This window comes from Streptomyces sp. NPDC023573 (assembly GCF_055559735.1).
On the sequence record NZ_JBVHKB010000007.1, the window covers coordinates 329,846 to 346,740 of the forward strand.

The following is a 16,895-nucleotide window of genomic DNA, read 5'->3' on the forward strand; positions in this document are numbered from 1 at the left end:
GCCGTGAGAAGCCGGGGGGACGCCGGCCGACGCCGTACGAGGGGATGAGATGGCAGCACCAAGGCCTGGGGACCGGGACGCTGTGGCGAAGGTGGTCGAGGACTGGGCGCGGGAGCGGCCGGAGCTGGACACGAGCCCGCTCGAGGTCCTCGCCCGGCTCCACCGCTCCTTCCTGCGCTACAGCACCGGACTCACCGAGTCCGTCGAGCGGCACGGCCTGTCCGTCGCGGGCTTCGACGTCCTCACCGCGCTGCGCAGGTCCGGCAAGCCCTACCGGCTGACGGCCGGTCAGCTCGCCGATTCCGGGCTGGTGTCGTCGGCGGGGGTGACCCTGCGGATCGACCGCCTGGAGAAGGACGGCCTCATCGTGCGGGAGCGGGACACCCAGGACCGCAGGGTGGTCTACTCCCGGCTGACGGAGAAGGGCCTGGCGACGGTGGACACGGCGTTCACCGAGCACCTGGACAACGAGAACCGGATGCTCGCAGGGCTGTCCCCCTCCGAGCGCCGGCAGCTCGCGCGGCTGCTCCGGAAGCTGGAGATCTCGATCCTCGACGCCGACGAGGAGCGGGCCGGCCCGGCGCAATGACCGCCGGGCCGGCATGGCTCCGCCCCGCCCGGGCGTCCCGTGCCGGGCTTCAGCCCTTCAGCCGGTCGCGCAGTTCGTCGTCGTCGGCGACGAACCAGGTCTGGGTCCCCCGGTTGCACTCCCGGACGAAGTCCCGGAGCGCGGAACTCTCCTGCACGTGGTGGGAGACGTCGCCGAGCACCACCAGTCCCACGCCGTACTGCACGAACTTCTGGACGATGTCTCCCGCTACGCGGGTCTCCAGCCGGAAGAAGCTCTCATCTAAACGCCCGGCGGGGATGACGGCCCACCGGGCCCCCTGGTAACCGGCGTCACCGATGAGATCCAGGGCCTCCCTCTCCCCGCGGATGGTCTCGCCCTGGGAGGGGCATATCAGGACGGGCACGTCATGGATGGTCTGCAAGGTGCTCATGGGCGACCAGACTAGGCCGTGTTCGGGCTCGGCTTCCGGTGCGCGCCCCGCATGCTGATGATCAGGCCGGCCGTGGCTGTGAACCCGCGGAGCGATGCGTACCGAGTTGCACCTTCCGTAACGGCATGTGGTCCGGTGGACTCCCGTCCCGATCCCTGAGGAAAGGTCCCTGCTCATGCGTTCGTCCTTCACGCCACCCCGCCAGGTCAAGATCGGTGACGCGGCTGCCTTCGCCGGCAGCACACCACGGGCGATTCGGCATTACCACGAGATCGGCCTGCTCCCCGAGCCTGAGCGGGGCGGCGACGACCGCCGCCGCTACGGGTACGAGGACATGATCCGCCTGCTCTGGATCCGCAGGATGGCCGATGCCGGGATCGCTCTGGACGACATCCGTGACGCCTTCACCACCGGCACGGCTTCCGTCGGGACGGACAGCGGAGAGGGTGTCGCGGACGTCCTGGAGCGGTTGGAGGAAACCCTCGCCGGGCAGGAGGCGGAATTGCGGCGGCAGCGGACCGCCGTGCAGCGGATGCGCACCGAAGGCAGCCGGACGGGCCTGCTCTCCGGCATCGTCACCGAACGCCTCAAGAGCCTGCCTGAGGGCTCCCTGCGCCAGGCGGACCTGGACAGTCTGCTGGTCACCGAGCGGGTCTTCGGCCCGCTCGGCGCGGCGGTCCAGGCCACCCGCTTCGTCGTTCTGGCCACGCATCCCGCTCTGCGGGAGGATTCCGACCGCGTCGAGGACGCCGAGGAGGCACTCGACGACAGCGTCGCCGTCGATGACCCGCGGGTGCTCCAGGTGGCCCGCGAGCGGCACGCCTTCGAAAGCGCCCTGCAGGCCGCCGTCGAGGAGTCCGGCCTGGACAAGGACGACGACGACCTCTTCGACGCCTGGGAAACCTTGCACCCCGCTGCCGCCGATGACGGCGAGGGCGAGGCCGACCTCGCCTCCGGCAGGCGGGAGGCCGGCTCCATGAGCGTGTGCGAAGCCACCCGCAAGATGCCCTACGACTTCGCCCCGGCCCGCGTGCGCTGTATGGAACTGGCCGAAGAACTCTCCGCCCAGGACTCACCCGCTACCTGAAACACGGCCCGGATCGTGCCGGGACCGGGCAAGGGGCGACGCCGGAGGCGTTGCTGCGGCGGGCGGGACCGGCCGTCATCCGGCCGCGTGGAAGCACAGGCTGCCCTCGGCCTGCCTCGGCACCCGCATCCGGCGCATGAGGTCGCGCGTCCCGCGCCGATCGAGCGTGGTGCGCCAGGCGACTCCCGGATACCGGGCTCGCAGGTGGGAGAGCGCCCTGGTGCCCAGCCCGCTGCGATGGAACTGCTTCTCGATGAGCACGTCGGTGATGACCGCCTCCGCGCAGGAGTCGCAGAGGCGGAAATCCACGTGACCCACCACCTTGCGCACGTGCACGAGGAGCAGACACCGCGTGTCACCTGCCCCCTGCGACGACTCCACGAGCTCGATCTCGCTGTAGGCGAGCACGCGCCGGTGCCAGTCGCCCTTCCGGTGCCTGAGCAGTCGATGGCGGCCCTTGCCACCGTGGTGCGAGGGGTGTCCGACGTCGTCCGGCCCACGGAGGGGCGCACCGTGGGAGGGGTCCGTCTCGGCCTGTGCGTAGCGTCCCTGCATGACTCGCGCCTGCCCCGCCTGCCGCGACCGATGCGTCCCCGCGGCCGGACGGCCTTCAGGTGCCGGGGCCGGGGTCCGGCCGGACGGGCTCGGTGATACCCGCCCGCGCGGCCTCCAGTTGAGCCGCGAACGCGATCCCGAGGAACAGGACGATGCCGGTCAGGTTGGCCCACAGCAGCAGCGCCACGAACGCGGTCAAGGGCCCGTAGACGGCACCGAACGAACCGCTCTTTCCCACGTAGAAGGTGAGCAGCCAGGTGGCCGCGACCCACAGGACCAGGTGTACGGCGGAGCCGAAGACCAGCCACGTGTAGCCGGGCTGCACACGCCGGGGCGACCAGCGGAAGATCACGGCGGAGGCGAAGGCGGCGCAGACCGTTCCGACGGGTATCTCGAGGACGCCCCACCAGCCGAGCCAGGACCGCGACCAGCCGAGGGCCTCCACCACCGAGTCCCCGACGGCCTCCCCGGCGACCAGCACGAGGAACCCCAGCATCAGAGGCAGCCCCGCGGCGACTGCCAGCAGCAGTCCGCGACCGTACTTGGCGAGAAAGGGGCGATCGCGCTCGATGCCGTAGATGCGGTTGCAGCCCCGCTCGATCTGGCCCATCGCCGAGGCGAGATTGAGCACGGCGAAGCCGAGGCCGAGCCACATCGCCAGCGCCCCCGCCGTCGTGGAGCCCGCACTCCGGCGGGTGTCCCGCAACGCACCTTGCACGAGTTCCGCGCTGGCGCCGGGCACGATCCTGCCGAGCGTCAGCTCGATCACGCGGCCGATGCTCTCGGTGTGCACCGTCGTGGCCACGCCCACCAGCGCGATCACGAAGGGCACCATGCCCACGACCACCTGAAACCCGAGGGACCTCGCGAAGCTGAACCCGTCGGCGTACCGGAACCGCGCGAAGGCGTCCAGGAGCAGCTTGCGCCCGCCGTAGTGGCGCAGGGCGCTGAGGGCTTCGTCCCCCGACAGCTCCTCCCCGATCATGTCCCGCGTCTGCGGCACATGGACGACTGTCCCCATGAGACCTCTCCTCCGACCGCCGGTTCTGCTGTCCCGACCCGACCGCACAGTAGTTCGTGCGGGGACAACCGGCGGCACCGATTGCGTGATCAAAATCTGGTGCGGTTAACATATGAGCACCGCCTAGCTCGAAAGATGGACTTGTGACTGCCACCGAGGACTCGTTCACCAATTGGAAGACCCGCGAGGAGATCGCGGAGTCGATGATCCCGATCATCGGGAAGCTGCACCGGGAGCGGGACGTCACGATCCTGCTCCACAGCCGCTCCCTGGTGAACAAGTCGGTGGTCAGCATCCTCAAGACCCACCGTTTCGCCCGGCAGATAGCCGGCGAGGAGCTCTCGGTCACCGAGACGCTGCCGTTCCTCCACGCCCTCACGGCGCTCGACCTCGGTCCGTCACAGATCGATCTGGGCATGCTCGCCGCGACGTACCGGACGGACGACCGCGGCCTGTCGGTGGGCGACTTCACCGCCGAGGCCGTGGCCGGCGCCACGGGCGTCAACAAGACGGAGCGCCGCGAGGCGCGTGACGTGGTCCTCTACGGGTTCGGCCGCATCGGCCGCCTCCTGGCCCGTCTGCTCATCGAGAAGACCGGCTCCGGCAACGGCCTGCGGCTGCGCGCCATCGTCGTACGCCAGGGCGCCGGGCAGGACCTCGTGAAGCGCGCCTCACTGCTGCGCCGGGACTCCATCCACGGCCAGTTCCAGGGCACGATCACCGTCGACGAGGCGAACAGCCGGATCATCGCCAACGGCAACGAGATCCAGGTGATCTACTCCGACGACCCGACGGCGGTGGACTACACGGCGCACGGCATCAAGGACGCCATCCTCATCGACAACACGGGCCGCTGGCGCGACCGCGAGGGGCTGTCCAAGCACCTGCGCCCCGGCATCGCGAAGGTCGTCCTGACGGCGCCCGGCAAGGGCGATGTCCCCAACATCGTGCACGGCGTGAACCACGACACGATCAAGCCGGACGAGCAGATCATCTCCTGCGCCTCGTGCACCACCAACGCGATCGTCCCGCCGCTGAAGGCGATGGCGGACGAGTACGGCGTGCTGCGCGGCCATGTGGAGACGGTCCACTCGTTCACCAACGACCAGAACCTGCTGGACAATTACCACAACTCGGACCGCCGGGGGCGCTCGGCGCCGCTCAACATGGTCATCACCGAGACGGGCGCCGCCTCCGCCGTGACCAAGGCGCTGCCCGACCTCGACGCGAAGATCACCGGCAGCTCGATCCGGGTCCCGGTGCCCGACGTCTCGATCGCCATCCTGAACCTGCAACTCGCGCGCGGCACCAGCCGCGAGGAGGTCCTCGACCACCTCCGTAACGTGTCGCTGACCTCGCCGCTCAGGCGCCAGATCGACTTCATCACCGCTCCCGACGCGGTCTCGAGCGACTTCATCGGCTCGCGCCACGCCTCGATCGTCGACGCGGGAGCCACCAAGGTCGAGGGCGACAACGCGATCCTCTACCTCTGGTACGACAACGAGTTCGGCTACTCCTCGCAGGTCGTCCGGGTCGTCCAGCACGTCTCCGGGGTCGAGTACCCGACGTACCCGGCACCGGCGGTCTGATCCGGGCGGACCCCGCGGCTCCCGGTGCCACGAGACGGCACCGGGAGCCTTCGCCATGGCCGGGTCAGGCTGTTCCGCCGCGGACGGCGGTGACCGCCACGGTGGCAGAGGACACCGCATCGTGCCCTTGGGCGAGGAGTCCGGCCCCGACACCATGGACGCAGCGATCGACCGGCTGCTGAGCGACGGCGGGGAGCTCTTCACGAAGGGGCGGCGCGCTCGGCCGACGGCCGCGCGCGTGGCGGGCCGGGCTCAGACCAGGTCCGCCACCTCCGCGTCCGGCAGCGGCTGTTCGGCCCAGATGGTCTTGCCGTCGCTGGTGTAGCGGGTGCCCCAGCGCTCGGTGAGACTCGCGACGAGCAGGAGGCCGCGTCCGCCTTCGTCGAAGATCCGGGCGCGGCGCAGATGGGGGGCGGTGCTGCTGCCGTCGAAGACCTCGCAGATGAGCGCGGTGTCGCGGATGAGGCGGAGCCGGATCGGTTCGGCGCCGTAGCGGATGGCGTTGGTGACCAGTTCGCTGACGACCAGCTCGGTGGTGAACACCGCGTCGTCCAGGCCCCACGCCGTGAGCTGGGCGGCGGCACGCTTACGGGCGTTGGAGACGACCGACGGGTCGGCGGGGAGGTCCCACGCGGCGTAGTGGCCCGCGTCGAGACGTCGGGTACGGGCCATCAGCAGGGCGACGTCGTCGTTCGGCTGCTCGGGAACCAGCGCGTGCATGACGGTGTCGCAGGCCTCTTCGAGCGAGTACGTGGAGCCGCCGAGCAGATCGCGGAACTCGGCGAGGGCATGGTCGCGGTCCCGGCCCGCCGTCTCGATCAGGCCGTCCGTGTACAGGGCGAGCCGGCTGCCCTCGGGCAGCTCGAACTCGGCCCCCTGGAAGGTCAGGCCGCCCACACCGAGCGGCGGCCCGGAGGGCAGCGGCAGCTGCCTGACGGTGCCGTCCGGGCAGGCCAGCATCGGCTCGGGGTGGCCCGCCCTGGCCATCGTGCAGAGCCCTGTCGACGGGTCGTAGACGGCGTAGAGGCAGGTGGCACCGGCGACCTGCGCGTCCTCGGAGCTGTCCGCCGGCTGTTCCCGGTCGAGCGTGAGCACCAGGGCGTCGAGCTGCGTGAGGAGTTCCTCGGGCGCGAGATCGACATCGGCGAGGGTCCGCACCGCGGTGCGGAGCCTGCCCATGGTGGCCGAGGCGTGAAGACCGTGGCCGACGACGTCGCCGACCACGAGCGCGACCCGTGCGCCGGACAGCGGGATCACGTCGAACCAGTCCCCGCCGATGCCCGCGCCGTCGGTGTTCGGGAGATAGCGTGCCGTGACCTCGACCGCCTGCTGCCGGGCAGCCCGGCGCGGCAGCAGGCTGCGCTGCAGTGCGAGCGCCGTGGCCCGCTCGCGGGTGTACCGGCGGGCGTTGTCCACGCATACGGCCGCGCGCGAGACGAGTTCGGCTGCGAGCTGCAGATCCGCGGCCCCGAACCCGCCGGGGGTCCGGTGCCGGCAGAACAGGGAGGTGCCGAGGGTGATGCCACGGGCCCGCAGCGGGACCGCCAGCACCGAGTGGATCTTGTTCTCGCGCATGCTCCGCGCCCGTGCGGGATCGACCATTTTCCAGCGCCGCAGTGCCTCCTCGTCGACGGTGAAGCGCACCGGCTCCCCGTGGACCAGCGCGCGGCCCACCTCCGAGTCACGGTCGTACGCGTGGGTCTCACCGAGCGGGACGACCGACTCCGGGCACCCTTCGAGCACCGACTGCTGGGCCACCCGGTGGAAGCTGATGGTGTCCCTGTGGAGCACCGAACGCGCCTCGCCGCCCGTCAGCACCTCGGAGAGCAGGTCGACAGTCACGAAGTCGGCGAATTCCTCGACGGCGAGCTCCGCCAGCTCCTCGGCGGTGCGCCCCACATCGAGCGTACTGCCGATGCGCCGGCTGGCCTTGTTCAGCACGGCCAGGCGCCTGCGTGCCAGGAACTGCTCGGTCGTATCCAGTGTCACGACGGACACTCCCTGGACCTCGCCGGCGGCATCCCGGACGGGCGACATCGCCGCCTGCCAGATGTGCTCGCTGCCCGCCACGACGAGATACGACTCGTACGGCTCGCCCTCGCCCGTCCTCAGCACCCGCTCGATGGCTTCGGTGAGCCCTTTACCGCCCTCGAGAAACAGCCCGGGCTCGATCTCCCCGGGCAGCAGCCCGATCAGCGACGCCTCGGGCTTGCCGACCGAACCGGCCGCTGCCGCGTTGGCCATGGCGAGCAGCTGGTCCCGCCCGAAGTAGGCCACCGGTACCGGCAACTGCTCCAGAATCCGGCAGCGCGCTTCGTCGGACAGCACGTGGGCGTTCCTTTCACCACGCGCGGCCTCGGGTGCGGGCTCACCACTGCCCCTGGACGGGACCGCTCGGCCCGTCTCGTCCATGCTCATGGGCTCATCACTCGTCCTCCCCGCCTAGGCAGGTCGCCCACGAACACCCATATGCGACCTTTGTTCAAGAATGCCTTTGCGGGTTCCCGCTCTCAACCGGCGGCTCCGCCCGGCACAGCCGATTGGCTCAGCGGCCGGCGACGGCGAGCGGGCCGCCCGCGCGGAAGGCCAGTTCCGCGAAGCGTGCGCCGATACGACGGTGCGTGGCGGCGTCCGGGTGCAGGGCGTCGGGCAACGGCAGTTCCGCGGAGTCGGCCTCGCCGTAGAGTTCGCGGCCGTCGAGGTGGTGCAGATTCGGGTCCTCGGCCGTCCGCTGCTCGACGATGCGGGCGAGCTCGTCCCTGATGATGCTCAGCGTGAGCTTGCCGGCGGCCGTTTCGGCCGGGTCTCCCGCGGCGCTGAACTTCAGCTTCCCCTCGCCGAGGGCGCTGCGGTCCGGCGCACTGGGCCCGGGGGTCTCCTCGTGGATGGGGCAGAGGATGGGCGAGACGACCAGGAGCGGGGTGGTGGGGTGGCCCTCGCGGATCGTGTCGAGGAAGCCGTGGACGGCCGGGGTGAAGGCGCGCAGGCGCATCGCGTCCGTGTTGACCAGGTTGATGCCGACCTTGACGCTGATCCGGTCGGCTGGTGTGTCGCGCAGGGCACGGGCGGTGAACGGATCGAGCAGTGCGCTGCCGCCGAATCCCAGGTTGACCAGCTCCGTCCCGCTGAGGGCGGCGGCCAGCGCGGGCCAGGTGGTGGTGGGGCTCGCGGCGTCGGAGCCGTGACTGATGGAGCTGCCGTGATGGAGCCAGACCGGGCGGCCCCGGTCAGGGACCGGTTCGACCGGTGCGTCGGTGCGCAGGGCGACCAGCTCGGTGGTCTCGTTGTGAGGCAGCCAGATCTCGAGGTCCTTGGGGCCGTCGGACAGACCGCTGAAGCGAAGTGTGCCCACCGGTCCCGGCCTGACCTCGGCCGACCCGGTGGCCATGTCGATGGTGAGGGTGTTGCCCCCGGTCACCGAGGCCCGGTCCGTGAGGCGACCGTCGACCAGCAGGTCGTAGACGCCGTCCGGCCTTGGCGGGGCGCCCGTGTACACCCGCTTGGTGGGCAGGGTGTCCAGCTCCACGACGGTCGCCCGCGTACGCAGGGCGAGGCGCACCCCGGAGGGCTGGGCCTCCGCCATGGCCAGCTGGCCATCGGTGTTCTGGGCACGCGCACGGGCGGGCAGCCGGTGCGGCAGCAGACCGTGCGCGGTGCGCTCCACGTCGAGGGCGCCGCGCAGGAGGTCCACCGTGAGGGGGGTCGTCAGCAGCTGGGGCCTGGTGCTCATTCTTCGTAACCTGTTCCGTCGTGTGTCGGCCCGGCCGGGGAGGGCGGGCCGGATTCAGGGGGTGGGCCAGTTCCGCAGCAGCGCGTCGAGGGCGTCCAGGACCCGTGGCCAGGTCTCCTGCGTGCCGGGGGCGCTGTGGCTGAAGCTCCCGCCCGACTCCAGGCTGATGTAGCCGTGGAAGACGCTGCCCAGCAGCCGGACCGCATGGGTCTGGTCGGGCTCCGTGAGGTCGTAGCCGCGCAGGATCGCCCGCGTCATCTGGGCGTGCCGTCCACCGGCACTGGCTGCGGCCACCTCCGGGTCGAGTCTGAGCTGCGCCGCGGCGTAGCGGCCGGGGTGCTCCCGGGCGTAGTCGCGGTAGGCGTTCGCGAACGCCTCCAGCGCGTCCTTGCCGGCTCGCCCGGCCAGAGCGGCGGCGACACGGTCGGCGAGTTCCGCCAGGGCCAGCAGGGCGATCCTCGTCCGGAGGTCCTGGGAGTTCTTCAGATGCGAGTAGAGGCTCGCGTCCTTGACGCCGAACTGCCGGGCGAGCGCCGCGACGGTCACGTTGTCGAAGCCGACCTCGTCGGCCATGTCCGCCCCTGCCTGCGTCAGGCGTTCTGCGGTCAGTCCTGCTCGTGCCATGATCACCCTTCCTCCACCGGGTTCGATTATGCGTTTGCCTAGTGCTGTTAGGCAAACGGCCGATGCCCCTAGGGTCGTCGGGGAGCAGAGCGCGGCCCGGGATTGCCGCCCGAAAAGCCGCCCGCCCCCGCGTACGGACCGCGTCAAGAATTCGGCCCCGCCCGTATGGAGCCCGTCAAAGGCGTTCAACACCCGGTGAGCCGTGCGGTTTGCTTTTCTTCGGCCGCACCGGCCGACTCCATTCCTTTCACTTCATACAGGAGCTCACGATGGCCGATCTGGCCTTCGTCGCCACCACGATCGCGGTTTTCGCACTGGTGGCTCTCATCGCAAGGGGGGTGACGAAACTGTGACCGCCGAGAACATCGCCGGCCTGGTCGTGGCCGTCTCCCTGCTGGTGTACCTCGTCCTTGCGCTCGTGTACCCGGAGAGGTTCTGACGCTCGCTATGAGCCCTGTAACAGCTGGTGTGCTTCAGCTGCTCGCGCTGATTTCCGCGCTTGCCCTCGCATACCGTCCGCTCGGTGACTACATGGCCCGGGTCTATTCCTCGGAAAAGCATTACCGGCCGGAGAAGTGGATTTACCGTGCCGTCGGAGCCGATCCGTCGGCGTCGATGCGCTGGCCCGCCTATCTGCGTGGTGTACTCGCTTTCTCCGCGGTGAGCGTCCTCTTCCTCTACGCGCTTCAGCGTCTGCAGGGAGCACTGCCCGGCTCGCTCGGCTTCGTGTCGATCGACCCGGACCAGGCGTTCAACACCGCGGCGTCCTTCGTGGCCAACACCAACTGGCAGTCGTACTACGGCGAACAGGCCATGGGCCACGTCGTGCAGACCGGCGGCCTCGCGGTGCAGAACTTCGTCTCGGCCGCTGTCGGCATGGCCGTGGCCGTGGCCCTCGTACGCGGGTTCTCGCACTCCCGCACCGGCGAGCTCGGCAACTTCTGGACGGACCTGGTGCGCGGCACCGTACGCATCCTGCTGCCGATCGCCGTGATCGGCGCGGTCGTGCTGGTGGCGTGCGGTGTCATCCAGAACTTCTCCGGCGTCCACGAGGTCGGGCAGTTCACCGGCGGCACCCAGCAGTGGAACGGGGGCGCGGTCGCCTCGCAGGAGGTCATCAAGGAGCTGGGCACGAACGGTGGCGGCTACTTCAACGCCAACTCCGCTCATCCCTACGAGAATCCGAGCCCCTTCTCCAACCTGTTCGAGATCTTCCTGATCCTCCTGATCCCGTTCGCGCTGACCCGCACCTTCGGCCGCATGGTCGGCAACCTGCGGCAGGGCTACGCGATCCTCGCCACGATGGCCACCATCTGGATCGGTTTCACGGCGCTGATGATGTGGACCGAGTTCGCCCACCACGGCCCGGCACTCGACCTCGCCGGCGGTTCGATGGAGGGCAAGGAGACACGGTTCGGCATCGGCGGATCGTCGATCTTCGCCGTGGCGACCACCCTGACGTCCACCGGTGCGGTGAACTCCTTCCACTCCTCGTACACGGGGCTGGGCGGCGGCATCACCATGCTCGGCATGCAGTTGGGAGAGATCGCGCCCGGCGGTGTCGGATCCGGCCTCTACGGCATGCTGGTGATGGCGGTCATCGCCGTGTTCATCGCCGGCCTGATGGTCGGCCGCACACCCGAGTACCTCGGGAAGAAGATAGGCACCCGTCAGATCAAGCTCGCCGCGTGCTACATCCTGATCACGCCGGCGCTGGTGCTCTGCTTCACCGCGGTGGCGATGGCCCTGCCGACTCCGGCCGACTCGATGACCAACAGCGGCGCGCACGGGTTCTCCGAGATCCTCTACGCCTATACCTCCGGCGCCAACAACAACGGCTCCGCCTTCGCCGGGCTCAACGCCGACACACAGTGGTTCAACACGACCATCGGGATCGCGATGCTGCTCGGCCGCTTCCTGCCGATGGTGTTCGTCCTGGCGCTGGCCGGCTCGCTCGCCGAACAGCACCCGGTCCCCGCCACGGCGGGCACCCTGCGGACCGACAAGCCCCTCTACGCGGGCCTGCTCGTCGGCACGATCCTCATCCTCACCGGTCTGACCTACTTCCCGGCCCTGGCGCTGGGGCCGCTCGCCGAAGGACTCGCCTCATGAGTACCGTCACCCCCACCCGTGCCCCGCACGAAGACCTGTCCGGCGACGGCGCCGCCGCGGCCGGACGTGTCGGCGGGGGTCTCTTCGACCCGAAGCAGCTGCTGAGGTCCTTGCCGGACGCGGTGAGGAAGCTCGACCCACGTGTCATGGTCAAGTCCCCGGTCATGTTCGTGGTGCTGGTCGGCTCGGTGGTCACCACCCTGCTGGCGCTCCAGGATCCGGGGGACTGGTTCGGCTGGGCCATCACGGCCTGGCTGTGGCTGACCACCGTCTTCGCCAACCTCGCCGAGGCCGTCGCCGAGGGGCGCGGCAAGGCCCAGGCCGACACCCTGCGCAAGGCGAAGACCGACACCGTCGCCCGCCGGCTGGACGGCCGTGACGAGGTGGAGGTGCCCGGCACCGAGCTTCGCGTCGGTGACCTCGTCGTCTGCGAGGCCGGTGACATCATTCCCGGCGACGGTGACGTCGTCGAGGGCGTGGCGTCCGTCGACGAGTCGGCCGTCACCGGCGAGTCCGCCCCGGTGATCCGGGAGTCGGGCGGCGACCGCAGTGCCGTCACCGGCGGTACGAAGGTGCTCTCCGACCGGATCGTCGTCCGGATCACCACCGAACCGGGGAAGACCTTCATCGACCGGATGATCGCCCTGGTCGAGGGCGCCGCCCGGCAGAAGACCCCCAACGAGATCGCGCTGAACATCCTGCTCGCCTCGCTGACCATCGTCTTCCTGCTCGCCGTCGTCACCCTCCAGCCGTTCGCGATCTACGCCGGCGCCAGGCAGTCCATGATCGTGCTGGCCGCGCTGCTGGTCTGTCTGATCCCGACGACCATCGGGGCCCTCCTCTCCGCGATCGGCATCGCGGGCATGGACCGCCTCGTCCAGCGCAATGTGCTGGCCATGTCGGGACGCGCGGTGGAGGCGGCGGGTGACGTGTCGACCCTGCTGCTCGACAAGACCGGCACGATCACGCTCGGGAACCGCCAGGCAGCGGAGTTCGTGCCGGTGAAGGGGGCGACCGAGGCGGAGCTGGCCGATGCGGCGCAGCTGTCCTCGCTGGCCGACGAGACCCCCGAAGGCCGCTCGGTCGTGGTCCTCGCGAAGGACAAGTACGGTCTGCGCGAACGCCACCAGGGCGAGCTCTCCCACGCCACATGGGTCGCCTTCACCGCTCAGACCCGTATGTCGGGGGTGGACGTGGACGGCCTCAAGGCCCGTAAGGGAGCGGCGGGTTCGGTTGTCGCGTGGGTGCGGGAGCGGGGCGGCCACGTCGCCGACGACGCCGGCTCGCTCGCCGGCCGGATCTCGGAGGCGGGCGGCACCCCGCTGCTCGTCGCCGTGGAGGACGCGAAGGGTGCGCGGATCCTGGGCGTCATCCATCTGAAGGACGTCGTCAAGGACGGAATGCGGGAGCGCTTCGACGAACTCCGGCGGATGGGCATCAGGACCGTCATGATCACGGGTGACAACCCGCTGACCGCCAAGGCCATCGCCGACGAGGCGGGAGTCGACGACTTCCTCGCCGAGGCCACCCCCGAGGACAAGATGGCCCTCATCAAGCGGGAACAGGCGGGCGGCAAGCTCGTCGCGATGACGGGGGACGGCACCAACGACGCCCCGGCGCTGGCCCAGGCGGATGTCGGCGTGGCGATGAACACCGGCACCTCGGCCGCCAAGGAGGCCGGGAACATGGTGGACCTGGACTCCGACCCCACCAAACTCATCGAGATCGTCGCGATCGGCAAGCAGCTCCTCATCACGCGGGGCGCCCTGACCACCTTCTCCATCGCCAACGACGTCGCGAAGTACTTCGCGATCATCCCGGCCATGTTCGCGGTGGTGCACCCGGGCCTGGACAAGCTGAACATCATGGGTCTCGCGTCACCCGAGTCCGCGATCCTGTCCGCCGTCATCTTCAACGCACTGATCATCGTCGCCCTCGTACCGCTGGCCCTCAAGGGGGTCAGGTACCGGCCGGCCGGCGCCGACCGGATGCTGCGGCGCAACCTCGGGATCTACGGACTCGGCGGCCTGGTCGCCCCGTTCATCGGCATCAAGATCATCGACCTGCTCCTCTCCCTCGTTCCCGGGCTCTCCTGAACCAGAAACGGCTGATCAGCCATGAACACCTCTCTCAAGAACACCGCCCGCCTCGTCGGAGCGGGGCTGCGTGCCCTGCTCGTCCTCAGTGTCATCTGCGGCGTCCTCTACCCGCTCGCCGTCACGGGCGTCGCCCAGGCGCTCTTCAGCGACAAGGCCAATGGCTCCGAGATCAGTGACGGGGACGGCCGGACCGTCGGGTCGTCCCTGATCGGGCAGACGTACAACCTGCCGAAGCAGAACCCCGACGACCCGGACGAGGTGGCGAAGCCGGACCTGAAGTGGTTCCAGCCCCGCCCGTCGAACGGTCTGGGCAGCAACAGTGTGAACCTCCAGTACTCGCTGATCCTCTCAGGGGCCACCAACCGCTCGGCGGACAACGAAGACCTGATCGCGTGGGTCACCGAGGCGAAGGAGGCGGTCGTGGCGGACAACTCCACCCCGTCCCACACAGTGCGGCCCCAGGACGTGCCGGCCGACGCGGTCACCTCCTCCGGCTCGGGGCTCGACCCGGACATCTCCCCGGCGTACGCGAAACTCCAGATCCACCGGGTCGCCGAGAGGAACGATCTCCCCGTCGAGCGGGTCACGAAGCTGGTGGCCGAGCACACCGAGGGCCGCACTCTCGGGTTCATGGGCGAGCCCCGGGTCAACGTCCTGGAGCTCAACACCGCGCTCAGGGACATGAGCGAGGGCTGACACGGCCCGGCGATCGGCGGCGGTTCCCGCAGGGACCGCCGCCGTTCTCCTTTCCCCGCCTGCCGGGCCTCACCCGATCGAAACTTTCGAAGCCTTCGGATATGCATACCAGCCCCATTCCCATGGAGTACGACAATGGACTTCATGCCGATCAAGCGTGGGCACGCCTGAGCTGGGGGAACAGCCGCCGGGGCACCCAGTCCCCCAATCGATGGTTTCGTAACTCTTGCCGAAACTATTGACACCCGGCGGGGCCGGTTCAACACTGTTCGCCGTCGACAGACCGGTCCCCTGTCCGTCAGGACGAGAAAGGACTCACCCGCATGCGCATCACGCCACGCCTGTCCCTGCGGCCGGTGGTAACGGCACTGGCCGTCGCCGCGACGGCCGCCACCGCCACAGTCGCCGTGGACACCACTCCCTCCCATGCGGCGGCCGGCGCCGCCTGCAACGGGTACGTCGGGCTCACCTTCGACGACGGCCCGTCGGGCAGCACCCCGGCCCTGCTCAGCGCCCTCAAGCAGAACGGGCTGCGGGCCACGATGTTCAACCAGGGCCAGTACGCCGCTGCCGATCCGGCCAAGGTGCGGGCGCAGGTGGACGCCGGCATGTGGGTCGGCAACCACAGCTACACGCACCCGCACCTGACCCAGCAGAGCCAGGCACAGATCGAATCGGAGCTCTCCCGGACCCAGCAGGCCATCGCCGCCGGGGGCGGGGGTACGCCGAAGCTGTTCCGCCCTCCGTACGGTGAGACGAACTCGACGGTGCGGGCGGCCGCGGCCAAGTACGGCCTGACCCAGATCATCTGGGACGTCGACTCGCAGGACTGGAACAACGCGAGCACCGACGCCATCGTGCAGGCCAACGCCCGGCTCACGGACGGCCAGATCATTCTGATGCACGACTGGCCGGCCAACACCCTCGCGGCCATCCCGCGCATCGCGCAGGGCCTGGCGAGCCGAGGGCTGTGCGCCGGGATGATCTCGCCCCAGACCGGGCGTGCCGTCGCTCCCGACAGCGGCAGCGGCGGTGGGGGTGGTGGCAACGGCGGTTGCACCGCCACCGTGACCGCGGGCCAGAAGTGGAGCGACCGCTACAACCTCAACGTCTCGGTCTCCGGAGCCGACGACTGGACCGTCACCATGAACGTCCCCTCCCCCGCCAGGGTCCTCTCCACCTGGAACACCACGGCCAGCTACCCCAGCGCCCAGGTACTCAGCGCCACATCCAACGGCAACGGCAACAACTGGGGCGCCACCATCCAGGCCAACGGCAACTGGACCTGGCCCACCCTCACCTGCACCACCGGCTGACACCCGGGCACGTCCTGCGCCGGTGGGCCGGTGGCCCTGCTCGCCGCCCCACCGGCCCGGCATGTCGGCGAACGGCTCCGCACGGGGACTCGCGCGGGACGTAGGCGACATCACCGGCTAAGTCGCTTTGTTCATCGGTGGAGTTGAGCGACCGGCAGCCTTTCAGGCACTTCCGTTGCCTATTCTGTTCGCAAGCTGATCACCCCGCTGCCGCGCACACCCAGGAGTTCGCCATGTCCCGACCGGAGACCGATGCCCCCGCCCTGCGCATCGACACCAGCAGACCTCATCCCGCCCGGATGTACGACTGGTTCCTCGGCGGCAAGGACAACTACCCGGTGGACGAGGCCATGGGACGGCAGATGCTGGCCGTCGAACCCTCGGTGCCGGTCATGGCGAAGGTGAACCGTGCCTTCATGCACCGCGCCACCCGGTGGCTCACCGAACAGGGGATCCGGCAGTTCCTCGACATCGGCACGGGGATACCCACGGAGCCGAATCTGCACCAGGTGGCCCAGCAGGCGGCGCCGGCCGCACGGGTCGTCTACTGCGACAACGATCCCATCGTCCTGGCGCATGCCGAGGCCCTGCTCAAGGGCACTCCGGAGGGCGCCATCGACTATGTGCAGGCGGATGCCCGGGAGGTGGACGCCATACTCGAACACGCCGGCAAGACCCTGGACTTCAGCCGGCCGGTCGCTCTTTCGCTGATCTCGTTGCTGCACTTCGTGAGCGACGAGGACGGCGCCTACGAGCTGGTGGAACGGCTGACCGAGGTGCTGGCGCCCGGCAGCCACGTGGTGATCTCGCACCTCACCGCCGACTTCCACCCGGCGGAGGCGGGCAAGGTCAACGAGATGTACAAGGCCAACACCCTCACCCTGGCACCCCGCACGCGTGCTCAGTTCGCCCGCTTCTTCGACGGACTCGACATCGTCGAACCGGGCATCGTGGCAGCGGAGGCCTGGCACCCCGGGCTCGGTGAGCCCGTCCCCGGCCAGGACGACATCATCAGCGCCGGCTATGTGGCGGTCGGCCTCAAGCCGTAGCCCCTAGCCCCTTCCA

Annotated in this window: 15 protein-coding genes; 9 read left to right on the forward strand and 6 right to left on the reverse strand. The window is 69.7% G+C overall.

Annotated features, from left to right (window positions below; genetic code table 11):
- Window positions 1-49 precede the first annotated feature (49 nt).
- Window positions 50-589, forward strand: a complete 540-nt coding sequence (locus tag ACZ32T_RS23855) for a MarR family winged helix-turn-helix transcriptional regulator (RefSeq protein WP_467265617.1) — start codon at window positions 50-52, stop codon at window positions 587-589.
- Between the two features lie 49 nt (window positions 590-638).
- Here ACZ32T_RS23855 and ACZ32T_RS23860 read toward each other — a convergent pair whose 3' ends face one another.
- On the reverse strand, window positions 639-1,001 hold the full coding sequence (locus ACZ32T_RS23860; protein ID WP_467265615.1) for a DUF4180 domain-containing protein: 363 nt from the start codon (window positions 999-1,001) through the stop codon (window positions 639-641).
- A gap of 175 nt (window positions 1,002-1,176) precedes the next feature.
- Between ACZ32T_RS23860 and ACZ32T_RS23865 the strand changes: the two genes are divergently transcribed.
- The gene (locus tag ACZ32T_RS23865; protein ID WP_467368869.1) at window positions 1,177-2,088 is read left to right on the forward strand and encodes a MerR family transcriptional regulator; all 912 of its coding nucleotides are present in this window, start codon (window positions 1,177-1,179) and stop codon (window positions 2,086-2,088) included.
- A gap of 75 nt (window positions 2,089-2,163) precedes the next feature.
- On the opposite strand, the gene ACZ32T_RS23870 is transcribed toward ACZ32T_RS23865, so the two are convergent.
- Together ACZ32T_RS23870 and ACZ32T_RS23875 are read right to left on the reverse strand one after the other, a co-directional pair.
- Entirely contained in the window at window positions 2,164-2,643 is a 480-nt protein-coding gene (locus tag ACZ32T_RS23870) for a hypothetical protein (protein WP_467368871.1), read from the reverse strand.
- 55 nt (window positions 2,644-2,698) lie between these two features.
- A complete protein-coding gene (locus tag ACZ32T_RS23875; protein WP_467265610.1) occupies window positions 2,699-3,664 on the reverse strand; it encodes a YihY/virulence factor BrkB family protein in 966 nt (321 codons plus the stop codon).
- A gap of 143 nt (window positions 3,665-3,807) precedes the next feature.
- On the opposite strand from ACZ32T_RS23875, the gene ACZ32T_RS23880 reads away from it, so the two are divergent.
- Window positions 3,808-5,253, forward strand: a complete 1,446-nt coding sequence (locus ACZ32T_RS23880) for a glyceraldehyde-3-phosphate dehydrogenase (RefSeq protein WP_467265608.1) — start codon at window positions 3,808-3,810, stop codon at window positions 5,251-5,253.
- A gap of 252 nt (window positions 5,254-5,505) precedes the next feature.
- Here ACZ32T_RS23880 and ACZ32T_RS23885 read toward each other — a convergent pair whose 3' ends face one another.
- The 3 genes from ACZ32T_RS23885 to ACZ32T_RS23895 all read right to left on the reverse strand — a co-directional run bounded on the left by ACZ32T_RS23885 (window position 5,506) and on the right by ACZ32T_RS23895 (window position 9,607).
- Complete coding sequence (locus ACZ32T_RS23885; protein WP_467265602.1) at window positions 5,506-7,581, reverse strand: SpoIIE family protein phosphatase; 2,076 nt, start codon at window positions 7,579-7,581, stop codon at window positions 5,506-5,508.
- 217 nt (window positions 7,582-7,798) lie between these two features.
- The gene (locus ACZ32T_RS23890; RefSeq protein WP_467265600.1) at window positions 7,799-8,983 is read right to left on the reverse strand and encodes an SGNH/GDSL hydrolase family protein; all 1,185 of its coding nucleotides are present in this window, start codon (window positions 8,981-8,983) and stop codon (window positions 7,799-7,801) included.
- Between the two features lie 54 nt (window positions 8,984-9,037).
- Complete coding sequence (locus ACZ32T_RS23895; protein WP_467368873.1) at window positions 9,038-9,607, reverse strand: TetR/AcrR family transcriptional regulator; 570 nt, start codon at window positions 9,605-9,607, stop codon at window positions 9,038-9,040.
- A 349-nt stretch (window positions 9,608-9,956) separates the two neighbouring features.
- On the opposite strand from ACZ32T_RS23895, the gene kdpF reads away from it, so the two are divergent.
- The 6 genes from kdpF to ACZ32T_RS23925 all read left to right on the forward strand — a co-directional run bounded on the left by kdpF (window position 9,957) and on the right by ACZ32T_RS23925 (window position 16,879).
- Window positions 9,957-10,046, forward strand: coding sequence for a K(+)-transporting ATPase subunit F (gene kdpF / locus ACZ32T_RS23900; RefSeq protein WP_033304754.1), 90 nt, complete (start codon window positions 9,957-9,959; stop codon window positions 10,044-10,046).
- A gap of 8 nt (window positions 10,047-10,054) precedes the next feature.
- Window positions 10,055-11,719 carry a potassium-transporting ATPase subunit KdpA gene (gene kdpA, locus ACZ32T_RS23905; RefSeq protein WP_467368875.1) on the forward strand — a complete coding sequence of 555 codons (1,665 nt, stop codon included), beginning with the start codon at window positions 10,055-10,057 and terminating at the stop codon, window positions 11,717-11,719.
- Window positions 11,716-13,815: a potassium-transporting ATPase subunit KdpB gene (gene kdpB / locus ACZ32T_RS23910; RefSeq protein WP_467368877.1), complete on the forward strand. Its 2,100-nt coding sequence runs from the start codon at window positions 11,716-11,718 to the stop codon at window positions 13,813-13,815. The genes kdpA and kdpB overlap by 4 nt, the downstream gene beginning before the upstream one ends.
- Window positions 13,816-13,836: 21 nt before the next feature.
- Entirely contained in the window at window positions 13,837-14,514 is a 678-nt protein-coding gene (locus ACZ32T_RS23915; RefSeq protein ID WP_467368879.1) for a potassium-transporting ATPase subunit C, read from the forward strand.
- A 323-nt stretch (window positions 14,515-14,837) separates the two neighbouring features.
- Entirely contained in the window at window positions 14,838-15,830 is a 993-nt protein-coding gene (locus tag ACZ32T_RS23920) for a polysaccharide deacetylase family protein (RefSeq protein WP_467265590.1), read from the forward strand.
- A gap of 233 nt (window positions 15,831-16,063) precedes the next feature.
- On the forward strand, window positions 16,064-16,879 hold the full coding sequence (locus ACZ32T_RS23925) for an SAM-dependent methyltransferase (protein WP_467265588.1): 816 nt from the start codon (window positions 16,064-16,066) through the stop codon (window positions 16,877-16,879).
- Window positions 16,880-16,895: the final 16 nt, after the last annotated feature.

Bases quoted from the DNA above. Each gene is read 5' to 3' on its own strand.
- ACZ32T_RS23875 (WP_467265610.1), bottom strand. From the start codon at position 3,664: ATGGGGACAGTCGTCCATGTGCCGCAGACGCGGGACATGATCGGGGAG.
- kdpA (WP_467368875.1), top strand. From the start codon at position 10,055: ATGAGCCCTGTAACAGCTGGTGTGCTTCAGCTGCTCGCGCTGATTTCC.
- ACZ32T_RS23855 (WP_467265617.1), top strand. From the start codon at position 50: ATGGCAGCACCAAGGCCTGGGGACCGGGACGCTGTGGCGAAGGTGGTC.
- ACZ32T_RS23890 (WP_467265600.1), bottom strand. From the start codon at position 8,983: ATGAGCACCAGGCCCCAGCTGCTGACGACCCCCCTCACGGTGGACCTC.
- ACZ32T_RS23895 (WP_467368873.1), bottom strand. From the start codon at position 9,607: ATGGCACGAGCAGGACTGACCGCAGAACGCCTGACGCAGGCAGGGGCG.
- ACZ32T_RS23870 (WP_467368871.1), bottom strand. From the start codon at position 2,643: ATGCAGGGACGCTACGCACAGGCCGAGACGGACCCCTCCCACGGTGCG.
- ACZ32T_RS23860 (WP_467265615.1), bottom strand. From the start codon at position 1,001: ATGAGCACCTTGCAGACCATCCATGACGTGCCCGTCCTGATATGCCCC.
- ACZ32T_RS23915 (WP_467368879.1), top strand. From the start codon at position 13,837: ATGAACACCTCTCTCAAGAACACCGCCCGCCTCGTCGGAGCGGGGCTG.
- ACZ32T_RS23925 (WP_467265588.1), top strand. From the start codon at position 16,064: ATGTCCCGACCGGAGACCGATGCCCCCGCCCTGCGCATCGACACCAGC.
- ACZ32T_RS23865 (WP_467368869.1), top strand. From the start codon at position 1,177: ATGCGTTCGTCCTTCACGCCACCCCGCCAGGTCAAGATCGGTGACGCG.
- ACZ32T_RS23920 (WP_467265590.1), top strand. From the start codon at position 14,838: ATGCGCATCACGCCACGCCTGTCCCTGCGGCCGGTGGTAACGGCACTG.
- kdpB (WP_467368877.1), top strand. From the start codon at position 11,716: ATGAGTACCGTCACCCCCACCCGTGCCCCGCACGAAGACCTGTCCGGC.